General features: G+C 33.1%; 14 protein-coding genes and 1 pseudogene. All 15 read right to left on the minus strand.

The window, feature by feature from the left end; all coding sequences use genetic code 11:
• Positions 1–27: 27 nt before the first annotated feature.
• On the minus strand, positions 28–579 hold the full coding sequence (locus tag PHH50_01020) for an HD domain-containing protein (protein MDD3728890.1): 552 nt from the start codon (positions 577–579) through the stop codon (positions 28–30).
• A gap of 82 nt (positions 580–661) precedes the next feature.
• Positions 662–1,288 (minus strand): V-type ATP synthase subunit D, encoded by a 627-nt coding sequence (locus tag PHH50_01025; GenBank protein MDD3728891.1) that lies wholly within the window; start codon positions 1,286–1,288, stop codon positions 662–664.
• Positions 1,272–2,657: a V-type ATP synthase subunit B gene (locus PHH50_01030; protein MDD3728892.1), complete on the minus strand. Its 1,386-nt coding sequence runs from the start codon at positions 2,655–2,657 to the stop codon at positions 1,272–1,274. Before PHH50_01030 ends, PHH50_01025 begins: the two co-directional genes overlap by 17 nt.
• Positions 2,658–2,706: 49 nt before the next feature.
• Positions 2,707–4,395: pseudogene (locus PHH50_01035) on the minus strand (V-type ATP synthase subunit A).
• A gap of 2 nt (positions 4,396–4,397) precedes the next feature.
• On the minus strand, positions 4,398–4,676 hold the full coding sequence (locus PHH50_01040) for a hypothetical protein (protein ID MDD3728893.1): 279 nt from the start codon (positions 4,674–4,676) through the stop codon (positions 4,398–4,400).
• Entirely contained in the window at positions 4,673–5,266 is a 594-nt protein-coding gene (locus tag PHH50_01045; protein ID MDD3728894.1) for a hypothetical protein, read from the minus strand. The genes PHH50_01040 and PHH50_01045 overlap by 4 nt, the downstream gene beginning before the upstream one ends.
• Positions 5,263–5,838 (minus strand): hypothetical protein, encoded by a 576-nt coding sequence (locus PHH50_01050; GenBank protein MDD3728895.1) that lies wholly within the window; start codon positions 5,836–5,838, stop codon positions 5,263–5,265. The genes PHH50_01045 and PHH50_01050 overlap by 4 nt, the downstream gene beginning before the upstream one ends.
• 27 nt (positions 5,839–5,865) lie before the next feature.
• The gene (locus PHH50_01055) at positions 5,866–6,339 is read right to left on the minus strand and encodes a V-type ATP synthase subunit K (GenBank protein ID MDD3728896.1); all 474 of its coding nucleotides are present in this window, start codon (positions 6,337–6,339) and stop codon (positions 5,866–5,868) included.
• A 30-nt stretch (positions 6,340–6,369) separates the two neighbouring features.
• Positions 6,370–8,232, minus strand: a complete 1,863-nt coding sequence (locus tag PHH50_01060; GenBank protein ID MDD3728897.1) for a V-type ATPase 116kDa subunit family protein — start codon at positions 8,230–8,232, stop codon at positions 6,370–6,372.
• Positions 8,229–8,537 carry a hypothetical protein gene (locus PHH50_01065; protein MDD3728898.1) on the minus strand — a complete coding sequence of 103 codons (309 nt, stop codon included), beginning with the start codon at positions 8,535–8,537 and terminating at the stop codon, positions 8,229–8,231. Before PHH50_01065 ends, PHH50_01060 begins: the two co-directional genes overlap by 4 nt.
• 160 nt (positions 8,538–8,697) lie before the next feature.
• Positions 8,698–9,192 carry a hypothetical protein gene (locus PHH50_01070; GenBank protein ID MDD3728899.1) on the minus strand — a complete coding sequence of 165 codons (495 nt, stop codon included), beginning with the start codon at positions 9,190–9,192 and terminating at the stop codon, positions 8,698–8,700.
• Positions 9,193–9,194: 2 nt separating this feature from the next.
• On the minus strand, positions 9,195–9,500 hold the full coding sequence (locus tag PHH50_01075) for a thioredoxin domain-containing protein (protein ID MDD3728900.1): 306 nt from the start codon (positions 9,498–9,500) through the stop codon (positions 9,195–9,197).
• Positions 9,501–9,504: 4 nt separating this feature from the next.
• Entirely contained in the window at positions 9,505–10,548 is a 1,044-nt protein-coding gene (locus PHH50_01080; GenBank protein MDD3728901.1) for a PD-(D/E)XK nuclease family protein, read from the minus strand.
• Positions 10,538–11,224, minus strand: coding sequence for a TIGR00730 family Rossman fold protein (locus PHH50_01085; protein ID MDD3728902.1), 687 nt, complete (start codon positions 11,222–11,224; stop codon positions 10,538–10,540). The genes PHH50_01080 and PHH50_01085 overlap by 11 nt, the downstream gene beginning before the upstream one ends.
• A complete protein-coding gene (locus PHH50_01090; protein ID MDD3728903.1) occupies positions 11,205–13,670 on the minus strand; it encodes a Mur ligase family protein in 2,466 nt (821 codons plus the stop codon). Before PHH50_01090 ends, PHH50_01085 begins: the two co-directional genes overlap by 20 nt.
• Positions 13,671–13,678: the final 8 nt, after the last annotated feature.

Consider the following 13,678-nt stretch of genomic DNA (forward strand, 5'->3'; position numbering starts at 1 on the left):
AAGGGAAGCTTTTTATTAAATCTATTCTTAATTGGTTATTCCTAAAATGTTGAGCCAATTTTCAAACCTTTCAAAGCTCTCTTTTCCGTATTTTTTAATATCTTTCTTGATTTCTTCAATTGTTTTTTCCTTCTCTAAAAAATCTTTCTTTTTTGAGAAAAATTTATCGGCAACACAAACAATTTTCTCTTCAATAGTAAGAGGAATCATATCTTTAAAAGGCAAAGGAAAACCGCCTCTTTTTGTCTCTTCTTTTGATATTCCTGCTCCAACATGCCTTTCACAAACAAGGGCATGACTTAGAAAACCTTCTTTTTCCAAAATTTCTCTTCCTAAAAATCCATGGCAAATATATGGTCTTTTTCCAAAACAATAAATAGAAGGAGCATTGGTTAAAAAAATTCCTATATCATGAAGCATAGACGCTTCTTCTATAAATTTTAAGTCAGGATTAAGATTCTTATTTTTCCCCCCTATTTCCAGGGCCTTTTTTGCAACCGCTCTGCTGTGGCTTAGAAGAATATTACGGGCCTTGGTATTTTTTTCATAATACTTATTTATTATTTTCAAAAAATCCATATGAGGACATTATAGCAAAAAAGAAAAAGTATTCAAAAAAACGCCAAACGGCGTTTTTAAAGATTCTTCTTTTTTATAAAAATCAAGCTTTACTGCTGTTTAGCGTCTTAAGTTTTAACGCCACTGTTCTTTCAAATCTCTCCCCTTCTTCAAGTTTTTGGGTAATATATTTTTTTGCTCTCTCAACTTCCGGAATATATACATGCTCTAAGGAATTAACCCTTCTTCTATTTTTCTCTATCTCGCTTGCAAGCTCTCTTATCTTTAAAGAAAGAGAAGCATATTCCATAAGATATTCCCCTAAAGATGCCATTTTTTTCTTTGATAAAATAAATCGGTAATTTGATTTTTTAAAATCAACAGGACCGGAAAAGACGGCATCTTTGTTGATAATTCTATAATCATTTACTTCGACTCCCATAATATTTGACTTTGTTTTTTCAATTTCTGCTTTTGGAATAGAAGAAAGAGATTCTTTTGTTTCTTTCACCCCCAAAACATTTGAAGAATAAAAAAAATCAAGCAGCGCTAAAGGAAGTTCATTTTCAACCTTCTTTCTAAGAACAATAAGATCGTTTATCTTCTTTAGAAATTCTCTCATTAATCCTTCCAGTTTTTCTTTCAAAAGCTTATGCCCCGACTTTGCTATTTTAAGCCGTTTTTTTAGCTTCAAAAGTTCCTGACGAGTTGGATTAATTTTTGATTTCATCTTTTAAATATTTTTCAATATCTTCTTCTTTTACTCTCTTTAGCTCTTCTTTAGGCAAAATACTTAAAAGTTCCCAACCGATATTAAGAGTTTCTTCTATCTCTCTGTTCTCATTAATATTCTGTCTTAAAAACTTATCTTCAAAAAGACGGGCAAATTGTAAATAAAGAAGATCTGTTTTTGAAAGAGCCGACTCGCCTAAAATAACGGAAAGCTCTCTCATTTCAACGCCCCTTGCATAAGAAGCAAAAAGCTGACTGGCAAGACCAGGATGATCTTTTCTTGTCTTTCCTTCTCCTATTCCTTTATCTCTTAATCGCGACAAGCTCGGCAAAACATCAATTGGAGGATATATTCCGGACTGGTGAAGGTTTCTTGAAAGCATTATCTGCCCTTCGGTAATATATCCGGTCAAATCAGGTATTGGATGAGTCTTGTCGTCTTCTGGCATTGTAAGAATAGGAATTTGAGTAACAGAACCGGGCTTTCCGGTAATAAGACCTGCTCTTTCATATATGGTTGAAAGGTCGGTGTATAAATAGCCGGGATATCCTCTTCTGCCGGGAATTTCTTTTCTCGCTGCAGAAACTTCTCTAAGGGCTTCGCAATAATTTGTCATATCCGTTAGAATAACCAAAACATGATATCCTTTCTTAAAAGCAAGATATTCTGCCATAGTTAAAGCCAGACGAGGAAGAATTATCCTTTCAATTACTGGATCATCGGCGATATTCATGAAAAGAACCGACCTCTGAAGAGCTCCGGTTTTTTTAAATTCGTTTAAGAAAAACTGAGATTCTTCAAAAGTAATTCCCATTGCTCCGAAAACAATGGCAAATTTATCTTCCTTACCGCCGGCAATTTTTGATTGTCTTGCGATTTGAGCGGCAAGAAGTGAATGAGGAAGTCCGGCTGCGGAAAAAATTGGAAGCTTTTGGCCTCTTACAAGGGTATTTAATCCGTCAATTGCTGAAATTCCGGTCTGGACAAAACTATCAGGGAATTCTCTGCAATAGGGATTAATAGGATTTCCGTTAATATCTACGGAATCTTCTGGAATTGGCTTTGAATGGCCATCAATAGGATTTCCTGAACCATCAAAAACTCTCCCAAGCATTTCTTCGCTAACCTCAAGAGACATAGTTTTCCCTAAAAATCTTACATTCGAGGCCTTTGTTTCCATTCCTCTTGTTTCTTCAAACATCTGAACAAGCGCCTTGCCTTCGCTCGCCTCAAGAACTCTGCCCATTCTTTTTTCGCCACTTGACATTTCTATTTCAACCAGCTCTTCATATTTAACATTATGGATATTATCAACAACGATAAGAGATCCTACCACTTCTTTTAAACCTTTGTATTTTAACGACATATTTTTAAGAGTTTTAAATTATCAATATTACCTATTGCCACTTTTAAGGAATAAATTTCATTTTTGCGATTTGCTGTTTTTCGGGCAAATCAAGAACATCTGATATGCTTTTTCCTTCATTTAACATTTTTATTCCCTTTTTGTAATAATCAACTATCGCCTTTAGCATACTAAATTGCTTTTTCAAAGGGCAGTAAGTGTCGACTTTATCAAAGGCGCTCTGGACCAAAAAATCCTCCCTTATTATCCTTCCCAGCTCCATTGTTAACTTGTCACTGTTTGAAAGCGATTCAAGGCCAACAAGCCGGACAATTTCTTCAAGCTTTGATTCTTCTCCTAAAATTTTCATTGCCGCTTCCCTATTTTCTGAAAATCCTTCTCCTGCATTTTTTTCAAAATATGAAGAAAGCGTTTCTGCATAGAGAGAATAACTATTCAACCAATTAATTGCCGGAAAATGCCTGGCATAAGCAAGTTTATCTTCAAGCGACCAAAAAACTTTTGTTGTTCTTAAAGTATTCTGAGTAACAGGTTCTGAAAGATCTCCTCCTGGAGGAGAAACAGACCCGATAACCGTTAGCGCCCCCAAACGCTTTTTAGAAGAAAGGCATTCTACATACCCCGCTCTTTCATAAAAAGAAGCTGTTCTTGAACCAAGATATGCGGGATATCCTTCTTCTCCCGGCATTTCTTCAAGACGAGCCGACATTTCTCTCAAGGCCTCCGCCCATCTTGAGGTTGAATCAGCCATAAGAGCGACGCTATAGCCCATATCTCTAAAATATTCCGCAATGGTTATTCCGGTATAAATAGAAGCTTCTCTTGCAGCAACTGGCATATTTGAAGTATTGGCAATCAAAACCGTTCTCTCTAAAAGGGGCCTGCCGGATTTTGGATCTTTTAACTGAGGAAATTCCTTAAGAACATCTGTCATTTCATTACCTCTTTCCCCACAACCGACAAAGATAATAACATCAGCGTCAGACCACTTCGATATTTGATGCAAAACAACGGTTTTTCCGCTTCCAAAAGGCCCGGGGATAGAAGCGGTTCCTCCTTTTGCAACTGGGAAAAAAGCATCAAGAACTCTTTGCCCTGTAATAAGCGGCTCAAAAGGAACAAGTTTTTTTGAAATAGTCCTTCCTTCTCTTATCGGCCAAACCTGAGACATGGAAAAGGAAAGATTATCTTCTTTAGATTTAATTTCAATAACCGCTTCTTTTACATTAAAATCACCTTCTTTAATTGAAACAACCTGTGATGGTTTAACATTAAGAGGAAGCATGATTTTGTGAGTAACAAGAGGGGTCTCTATTACTTCTCCAAAAATATCTCCGGCTTCAATTATGTCTCCTGCTTTAACGGTCGGACTAAAATGCCATTTTTTTTCAAGGTCAAGAGAAGGCACATCTACTCCCCTTTCTATAAAATCGCCTGATTTTTCAGCAATATATTTTAAAGGCCTTTGTATTCCATCATATATCGAACCTATTAATCCTGGACCAAGAACAACCGAAAGCTGATTGCCCGTTCTATATACCGGTTCTCCGGGACCTATTCCGGAAGTTTCTTCATAAACCTGAATTGATGCCTTGTCTCCCCTTATTTCAATAACCTCTCCAACAAGGCCTTTATCTGATACCTTTACAACTTCGTAAATCTTTGCCTTTTCCATATTTTCAGCGACTATAAGCGGCCCTGAAACTTTTATAATTTTACCTTTATTTTTTTCTTCCATTTTTAATTGCTGAGCATGGGCATTTTAGCTCCCACCGCTCTCGTTATTTCTTTTTTCAAATATTCTTCGTCTTGCTTTTTAACAATTCCGGGTAAAAGGACAATTCCCGAAATTTCTTCGCTTAAAATGTCCTGGCTTACAAAAACAACTTCAAAATCCTCTTTTTTAATTTCTTCAAAAATCTGAAAAAATTCTTTCTCATTATCAGCAGAAAAGCAATAAAATCCCAAAAAGGAAAATGCCTCTGAATATTCTTTTGGGCCGATAAATGCTATTTTCATATCATTCTGACGTTTTTTATAAGTTCGTTTATTTGAAGAGGCAAAATTCCCAGTTTCTTTGAAGAAAGTATAAGAGAAACTATTTTTTCTGCTTTTCTCTTTTTCAGTAGAAAAGCGAAAAAAGGAGAAAGTCCTTCTGTCTGCATTTCCGAAGCTAAAACAAATTCTTCTTCTTTTTCTTCAAGTAGGTCTTCTTTTTCTTTTAGTAGCTCCATATCATTCTTCTTTGCCGTTTCTTCAAATTCTTTTAGTAATTGTCCGTAGGATTTTAAGAATGCAGATACTTTCTTTGACTTTATTTTCTTTGCGGTTTCGAAAACGTTTTCCTGATTTAAAGAAAGAAGATTTAATATTTCATCTTTCGCTCCCATTTTCAAAAGAATCTTTTTAAATTCTTCTTTTTCTTCTTTAATAACATCTTCATAATTTGAAGAATCTTTTGAAAGGGCATAAGGGGCATAATCTGTATCCTGAAGAACTTTAAATGCTTCTTTTAAAGTTAGAGCGTTAATCATTCTGCTAAAATCAGTAGAATCAACTACCCATTTTTCTTTAGCTCTTGCCCAATATATGAAAAAAAGATGCTTCATGAAAAAAGTAATGATAAATCGCTTTTATTATTTAAGACCGTCTCGTCAACTATCGAAGAAATACTCACTTCAAAGGAATATTTTTCTCCTTCAACTAAAAAACCGTCTTCAATTCCAAGCGATTTTTCGGTGACTTTTGCCTTTGGTAAAAGATTTTGAATTTCTTCTTTTTTTGAAAGAGGAGCAAAAACATTTTCAAAGGAAATAAGCTCTTCTAACTTATTTATTTTCTTTTCGTAGGCCTTTTTTCTTACATCAAAAGGAGCTTTTTTCAAACTCTCTTTAATTTCTAAAATAGCGCTGGTTATTAATTTTTCTTTTAAGGAAAGGCACTCCATCTTTAACTGGAATTCTTTTTCTTCTTTGTATTTTTCAAGAATGGCTCTTTTCTCTTTTTCAATTTGAGCGCTGTTTTTTTTAAGAAGGTCTTTTTCTTCTTTATTCATTTTTTCGTCCAGTTCCCTTATTTCTTTCTCAAAGTTTTTTTTCAACTCTTCTTTTCTTTTCTTTGTTTCTTCTTCTATTTGAATAATAATAGGAGAAAGAGACGATATTGTCTTGGTGTTTGACATTTGTTTTTTCTTAATCAATTTAAGAATTTATATCACTATCCCGTTTAAAATCAGAATAGTTGCAAGAAGAGCAATAACGGCATAAGTTTCAACCATAGCTGAAAGAATAATAGCTTTCCCAACTTCTTCCGGCCTTTTAGCTAAAACAGATATTCCGGCAGTACTTACCTTTCCCTGTAAAATTCCTGAAATAAATCCGGAAATTGCAATAGGAAGACAAGCAAAAAGAATTTGCCATCCTACTTCCGAAGGAAAAACCATTGACTCTCCTGTAAACATTCCTATTTTTTGAAGAACTAAAACAGCCGCTAGAAATCCGTAAATTCCCTGTGTTCCGGGAAGAACTTGAAGCATAAGAGCTTTTCCAAATTTTTCCGGTTCTTCAGAAATAAGGCCTGAAGCGGCCTGTCCTACATAACTAATGCCGAGAGCTGAACCGATTCCGGCAAGCGCGACGGCGAATACTGCTCCCAAAATAGCTAAAAAAATTCCCATTTCCATATTTTTTTTGTTTAATTATTATTTTTATATTTAACTTATAATTTCTACAAACCGACCCTTTTTATTTAATGGTTTAAAATGCCTTCCTCCTCCTTCCATAAACTTTGAAAAAAACTCAACAAACTGCAATCTTGCCGAATGAATAAATGCTCCAAGGGCGTTAATAAGAAGGTTTGCCGTATGCCCCAAAAGAAGAACCATAAAAGCGACAAGCCAATTTATTCCCGGTATTGGAATCATATCTTTAAACAGAAAAGCAATCATGTTTATAACCATGGCGATTATTCCCGTTGCAAGACCTAAGGCAAGAAGACGAGAATAAGAAAGAATATCGCTAAAATAGCCGACTATTCCATACAAAGCTCCAAAACCGGAAAGAGCCCTCGCCATAATCCCTTTTTTGGAAGAAAAAAGAATATTCAAAAGAAAAAGTAAAATAACTCCTATAATCGCAAATAAAGATGATTTTGTTAAAAAATAAAGGAAAACGCCTAAAAAGAAAAGAATAGAACCTCCTTTTTCTCCAATTCCCCCATTTATATCCCCTTGTTTTAGACATTGGAACATTCCTATTATAATCCCTACAAAAAGCTGGAAAGCTCCCAGAAAAAGCATAAAAATTAAAGTACCAATGGGATTTTCCATTGGATCAATAATCCTGTATCCGGAAAAAACATTCGTCCCGAAAAAAGTTCCTGTTAAAATTCCGGCAATAACAGTTGAAATTCCTCCTATTATGAAAAGATTGAAAAAGCCGGAATATTCTTTCTGTTTAAGAATTTTTTTCAAAACAATGGAAAGCAATATTAAAAGAGCTCCGTATCCGGCATCAGAGAGAGCAAGGCCGAAAAAAAGAGCAAAGAAAAAAGAAAGATGAGGAGTCGGGTCAAACTCCGTTCTTTTAGGCAATCCATAAACATTTGTCACGCTATTAAAAGGAGCAATTAATCCTTTATTTTTAATACAAACAGGAGGGTTATCTTCTTCTGATATCTCCATTTCCCTTATAAACGAATCAGGAAAAGAATCTTCAATCTTTTTTTTAACTAAAGGGAAGGAATCTTCGGTTGTAAAGGCCTCTATTCTGAAAAATCTCATTGTTTCAATGCCAAATGACATTGATCCTAATTTTTCAATCTCCCAGGAATAAAAATCGATCAATGCTTCTATTTTAGGAAGAAAAACAGCCATTTTTTCGGCTTCTTTCTTTTCAATATCCCCTTCAATTATTATGGTCTCAAGCTCTTTTTCTTTTTGTTTTAAATATTTATAAGGAGAAATGTTCCAAAAAATATTCTCTTCCCTTACTTTGTATTTTTCAAAAGCATTTCTGAAAAAACTCTCATCTTCTTTGGAAAAGACCAAGGAAAAATAATTATCCTCTGTAAATTGAATGCTAAAAATTTTTCCTTTTATTTCTTTAAGAAAATTATCTTTTTCCTTCTTGGAAAAGACGCCAACGGTACAAAGATATTTTTTCATCTTTAGCGAAGATGAAATAGAAAGATCTTTTACTTTATCTAATGTTTTTATTTCTTTTTCTAATTCCTTTTGGATTGATTTTAAGGAATTTAAACGTTCTTCAATTTCTTTACATCTTTTTACAACTTTTTCTATTTCTAAATCAAAAGATAAACTTTCTATTTCAGATAAATGCAAAAGAGGCCTTTCATTTAAAAGACCAGAGACAAGCCCTTTCTTTGGTTTAAACTGATCAAGAAAGCTTTTTGCAAATTTAAGTTCAGAGTATTTTGGCAATGAAGTTGCAGAACCGGAAGATGAATTCTTGCCAGAGATTACTTCAACAGTTCCAAGTTTTTGGATTTCTTCAAGCAAAATTTCCTTCTTTCCTTTTTCTATAATAATCTCTATTTTCTTTACGGGAATATTCATAAGATTTCTCTTTTGAACTTAGTTAGAAGCAAGTCAAAGTTTTTTCTTGCCTTATTTTTCAATTCTTCAAATTGACCAGTGCGCTTATTTTCAATTTCTTTGTCTATATTTGCAAATTCCGATTGAAGGTCTTTTTTTAAATTACTTCTCTTTTCTTCGTCCTCTTTTTTTGTTTTGGCAATTTTTTCCTCCCAAAAACAAATACGATCTTCTTTTCTTTTTTGAAGTTCTTTTTGATAATCTTCAATCTCTTTTTCTGAAACCTCTTCGGCTTCCATTATTTTAGATAATGAATCTTCTTGCATATAAAATAATATTAAAAATTTCTAAAATTAAAAAAACAAACAATTCTTGCATAGGGGGGTCCCCAAAAGAATTATTCATTCTTAAGAGAATGATATACTTTTTTCAAAAAAAATCAAGGCCGCTTGGCCTTTTAAAAAAAATAACTCTCTTTTTTAACGGTTAAAAAAATAAAGTAGTACCTTTAAAATCCTTTCCTTTTAAGATATTTTTCAAGTTATTTAAATCCTTCCCATTTGCAACTATTACTTTTTTCTTTTCTTTTTTGGCAAGACGGGCTGCCAAAGGGTCAACCGGAAGACAAAGTCCAGGAGTCCATTTTAAAGGAACTGTCTTTAAATAGTTTTTCCACTTCATTTCTAAAATCGGAAGGGCATCTTTATGCTTTTCAGGGTCTTTATCATAAATATAATCAGGTTTTCCAAGTATGATTATGTCTTTTATATCAAGATCTTTTGCGATTTGGACAGCGATAAAATCAGTTGATCTTCCAGGATTCCATCCAGAAGCGATTATAACGGAATGATTATTAAATCCTTTAACCTTATATCTCTTATCGAAAATAATCGGCTGAGCTTCTTTTTTAAAAAGTTTTTGAAGGGATTTAAATTTTTTTTCACTTAAATATCCCCTGTATTCAACTTCAATTTTTGCCATAATTAATTTTCTGCAAGCTTACTGATTAAGAGCTCTTTTGGCCGTAAACCGACTGCTTTTTCTGCCGGCTTTCCTTTTTTAAATATAATCAATGTAGGAACGGCCGGTATGTCGTAATCTTCTGCTTTTTTCGGACTTTCATAAATATCAATAATTCCAACCTTCCATTCTTTGCTCACTTCCTCAAGAATAGGAATAATAGCAGAGCAAGCGGGACATCCAGGCCTTGAAAAGCAAACCAAAACAGGTTTTTCATTTTCCAAAACCTCCTTTTTAAAATTATCTTCGTTAAGATGAATAATCGGCATAGTTTCATCCTCCCATTTTTCTAATGAAGGCCTTTAATTCTTTATTGCTTAAATTTTCTTTCAATCTTTCTTTAATTTTAACAACTTCGTCTTCTATAATGGAAGGCGAACTTTTAAGCGCTAAACTTATCTCTTTTGTTTCTTTACCGTCTATGCGCATTTCAAAAATACCCCTTTGAAATTCATTTAAAAAAGTTCCTCCCGAAATTCTTTCCATAACGTTTTCCTGCTTTACAATATAGTAAAGTTCTTTTCTCATTTTGTCGTCAAATCCGACATATTCCGCGGCCCCGGAAAAAACAGCGTCAAATTCCCTGCAATGAAAACAATTCTTGTATCCCGAAGAACAAGCAAAGTCATTATTTTTTATCGCACTCAAAATCCTTTGTGATTTTTCTTTAATTTCTTCAAGATAAAAATTAAGAGGGCCCATTTCCTGGAAAACCGGACTTTCGTCCCTGTCTAAATAGAAATAACTGGCCTTTTTTGCGTTTTTATCAAAATTATTCCTAGCAAGGAGAACATATATTGGAAGCTGGAGAGAATTATTGCTTTCATCGTTTTTGCCAGTTTTAAAATCAACTATATGAAGTTCTCCTGAAGGAAGAATTTCAATCCAATCAATACTTCCGACAAGCTCTATGTTTTCAAAAAGAGAAAGTTTGGGAAAAACATTATTGGTATCAAGGGCTTGATTTTTTATCAAATTAGAATTTTCCGCTCTCTTTAGCATTTCCTCTCCTCTTTCTTTAAATTTCTTTTCCTGGTCTTCGGAAATAAATCCGCCCTTTTTTCCCTTGTAATTTTCCCATATTTCTTCATATCTCTGAAAAAGAGAAATTTCTTTTCTTTTTTTAGGAGAAAAAGAAGCAAGAGCTTCAATTGTTTCATGAACAACTGTCCCTAATGATAAATAAGGGCTAACGACTTGAATTCTGTTATTATTTTTCGGGTTTCTATAAAGATGTTTATAATAATAAGCTCTTTTGCATTTTTCAAAATCTGAAAGAGCAGAATAAGAAATCCAAACGGTTTGTCTACTGCGCATAATGTTTTTCCAAAAAGGTTAATGCTTCCTTTGTATCTTTTGCAAGATGATAAATTTTTGTATCTTTTTTATCTATTGATCTGTTCCTTTTATAGATAATCTCGTCAATAAAAGATAAAAGTGGCTCCCAATAGCTTTTATGAAGAAGAATTATGGGAATATTTTTTACTTTGCCGGTTTGAATAAGCGTCACAACTTCGAAAAACTCATCAAGAGTTCCAAAGCCCCCGGGAAAAAATATATACGCCTGAGAAGCAAAAGTTAGCATTACTTTTCTTATAAAGAAATACCTGAAAGAAACAGATTGTTTTACATATTTATTTATCCCTTGTTCTTTAGGAAGATTTATATTCATTCCCAAAGATTCTCCCCCAGCTTCATGTGCTCCCTTGTTTGCCGCCTCCATAATTCCAAGTCCTGCTCCAGTTACAATTGTATATCCCCTTTTTGAAAGTTCCCTTGAAAGCAAAAACGCTTCTTTATAGTATTTATGAGAGGGCTTAACTCTAGAAGAACCGAAAAAAGTAACCGTTTTATCGTAACGGTTTAAAAAATTAAATCCTTCAATAAATTCGCTCACTATTCTTGAAATCCTCAAGGGGGAAATATATTTAATGTGTTTTGCGTGTTCTTTCTCTAATACTTCTTCAGGATTGTTATTTTTTTCTTTTTCCATATTTTTTTGAATATTTTTTAACCAATTTTTGGAATAAGTCCCCTTTTTCTGAAAAGTTTTTCCAAAGAGAATAGCTCGGTGATGCAGAAGAAAGAAGACAAATTTTTCCTTTTTTTGTATTTTTGTAAGCAAACCTTACTGCCTCTTCCATGTTCTTTGTTTTCAAAATATTAAAACCCAAAAAAGAAGAAAGAATTCTTTTCCCGCTGTCAGGAAAAAGAACTACGTTTTTTATCTTATACTTTCTGAGAGTTTTTTCAAGCTTTAAAAAATCATATCCACGGTCCTGTCCGCCTAAAAAAATTGTATCAACTTTTTTTAGCGTTTCGATTGCCATTATTGTCGACTGAGGAGTAGTGGATGCGGCATCGTCGTAAAATTCTATTTCATTATAAATGCCGATCGGTTCCAACCTGTGCTTCAATGGCTTAAAATTTTCAATCCCCTTCTTTATTACTGCCAAAGGAATTTTAAGAAGTTTGGCTGCTTTTATTGCCGCCTTAATATTATATTTATTATGAACTGCAAAAGAAGGGAATTTATGATTCAAAGAAATATCTTTTTCCTTAAAAGGAAAAAGAAGAGACAAATCTCCTTCTTTTTGAAATTTAAAAATATTCATTTTGGCATTGTAATAATTCTCAATTTTTCCATGATAATCCATATGCTCTGGAAAGAAATTTAAAAACAAAGCAAGATTGGGAGAATAATTAATATCAGAAAGCATATAGCTTGAAAGTTCAATAACAAAAATCTCCTTTGGATCAATTTTTGAAGAAAAAACATCAAGAACCGGATTGCCTATATTCCCGATAAGACGGACTTTTCTGCCGCTTTCTTTTAAAATTTGGAATATAAGAGAAGAAGTCGTGCTTTTCCCCTTTGTCCCGGTTATTCCTATTGTATAGTTTCTATTTTTAGAAAAGAAGATATTTACGGCGGTTGTATAAGGAATCTTTATTTTTTCTTTTGGAATTCCTGGTGTTTTTATTGCCAAATCGTATTTCTTCTGTTTTTGGAGATAATTTTTATCAAACTGCATATCAAGAATTCCCACATTTATATTGGGATGAAATTTTTTAATATATCTTTCTGCTGATTTCCCTTCTTTGCCGTATCCTATAATGCACACTTTATCTTTTCCGTAAATTCTGAAAAAATCGGGAATCGTTTCTGTATCTCTTGTTTCAAATACTTTTTCTACAAGCTTTTCTGAATTTTTAATTAAAGGAAGAAATTTCTGCACTACAGGACTATTTTTATATTTCTTACTTGAAAGAAAAAAAGCGGCTCTTGCTTCTTCAAAAGTCCCAACACAATCAAAGGGCTTCATATTTCCAAACCCCAAAATATCTTTAAAAGTCGAAAATAATTTATCTTCTTCTAAAAGATTTTTTTTAAATATTTTATACAAATCAATTTTTGAAAGAAAAGGAGAAAGAATCAAAAAAACAAAAGCGCACTTTGGACAATTGCCGCACCAAAGAGAATTTCCTCTTTTTTTGAAAACTTTAAAAGAATTATTACAGCTTGTAAAAAGAGGAAAATATTTTTTATATTTTGCAAAAATCTTGGCAATTTTTATTTCATAAAAAGGCCTTAGAATAGAGAAATAGACAATATCAGGAGTAATGAATTTTTTACTATAATCCTGAAACATCTTTTCAAATTCTTTGGACTTGCTCCATTGGTGATTTATATTCTCATTACAGTAAGAAACGTTTCCAAAATTGCTGCTTTTTTCATTGCCAACAATAACGTATCTAAAATTATAAAGAAAAGCCAGAAGAAGTCCGATAAAAGCGAAAACGGCTGAAATTGGAATATGGCCGTTATATCCTCCTTCATGATTTTGAAAAATTTTAGGATCAAGAATTCTGACTGCTTTAAGAGAAGGATTTCCAATTTTTTTAACTACTTTTTCCAGAACGATATTTTTTCCTTCTGTTTGAACATAAAAAGAAACAGAAGGAAATCCCCTTAGAATCTCAGAGGCAACAATTGAATCTTTCCCTCCCCCAATTCCAATAAGAGCCCTTTCTTTCTTTTCAATTCTGAGGGGTTTTTTAGTTTTTTTAGAATATGGAAACTTAGCTATCTTATTTGGATTTATCTTGTTTTTATACAAAAACTCTCCAAGGCCCTTTCTATAAACAGTATTCCAAAAATCGGCCTGTTCTTTAGAAAGGGAGAAAGAAAGCTTTATCTTTGAAGGACAATAAAGCTTGTAATAGCTTATTCCAAGTATAATAGAAAGAGGTTCTAAAAAGTTTTCAAGAGATTTTTGAGAAACGCCAAAAATCTTAGAAGGCAAGAGAATAACTTCTTTGAAATTTAAGGGCTTTCTGTTTAAAAATTCAATTCTGTAATAAAAAGAAATCTTCAAATCTTTAGCATTGAATTTATATCCCTTAAAATGGAAGGTTTTTGGCTTTGGAGAAGACATAAAAATTA

The organism is Candidatus Paceibacterota bacterium (genome assembly GCA_028697015.1).
In the GTDB taxonomy this organism is placed as follows: Bacteria; Patescibacteriota; Minisyncoccia; order Minisyncoccales; family GWA2-38-27; genus JAQVFW01.

Bases quoted from the DNA above. Each gene is read 5' to 3' on its own strand.
- PHH50_01020 (MDD3728890.1), bottom strand. From the start codon at position 579: ATGGATTTTTTGAAAATAATAAATAAGTATTATGAAAAAAATACCAAG.
- PHH50_01025 (MDD3728891.1), bottom strand. From the start codon at position 1,288: ATGAAATCAAAAATTAATCCAACTCGTCAGGAACTTTTGAAGCTAAAA.
- PHH50_01030 (MDD3728892.1), bottom strand. From the start codon at position 2,657: ATGTCGTTAAAATACAAAGGTTTAAAAGAAGTGGTAGGATCTCTTATC.
- PHH50_01040 (MDD3728893.1), bottom strand. From the start codon at position 4,676: ATGAAAATAGCATTTATCGGCCCAAAAGAATATTCAGAGGCATTTTCC.
- PHH50_01045 (MDD3728894.1), bottom strand. From the start codon at position 5,266: ATGAAGCATCTTTTTTTCATATATTGGGCAAGAGCTAAAGAAAAATGG.
- PHH50_01050 (MDD3728895.1), bottom strand. From the start codon at position 5,838: ATGTCAAACACCAAGACAATATCGTCTCTTTCTCCTATTATTATTCAA.
- PHH50_01055 (MDD3728896.1), bottom strand. From the start codon at position 6,339: ATGGAAATGGGAATTTTTTTAGCTATTTTGGGAGCAGTATTCGCCGTC.
- PHH50_01060 (MDD3728897.1), bottom strand. From the start codon at position 8,232: ATGAATATTCCCGTAAAGAAAATAGAGATTATTATAGAAAAAGGAAAG.
- PHH50_01065 (MDD3728898.1), bottom strand. From the start codon at position 8,537: ATGCAAGAAGATTCATTATCTAAAATAATGGAAGCCGAAGAGGTTTCA.
- PHH50_01070 (MDD3728899.1), bottom strand. From the start codon at position 9,192: ATGGCAAAAATTGAAGTTGAATACAGGGGATATTTAAGTGAAAAAAAA.
- PHH50_01075 (MDD3728900.1), bottom strand. From the start codon at position 9,500: ATGCCGATTATTCATCTTAACGAAGATAATTTTAAAAAGGAGGTTTTG.
- PHH50_01080 (MDD3728901.1), bottom strand. From the start codon at position 10,548: ATGCGCAGTAGACAAACCGTTTGGATTTCTTATTCTGCTCTTTCAGAT.
- PHH50_01085 (MDD3728902.1), bottom strand. From the start codon at position 11,224: ATGGAAAAAGAAAAAAATAACAATCCTGAAGAAGTATTAGAGAAAGAA.
- PHH50_01090 (MDD3728903.1), bottom strand. From the start codon at position 13,670: ATGTCTTCTCCAAAGCCAAAAACCTTCCATTTTAAGGGATATAAATTC.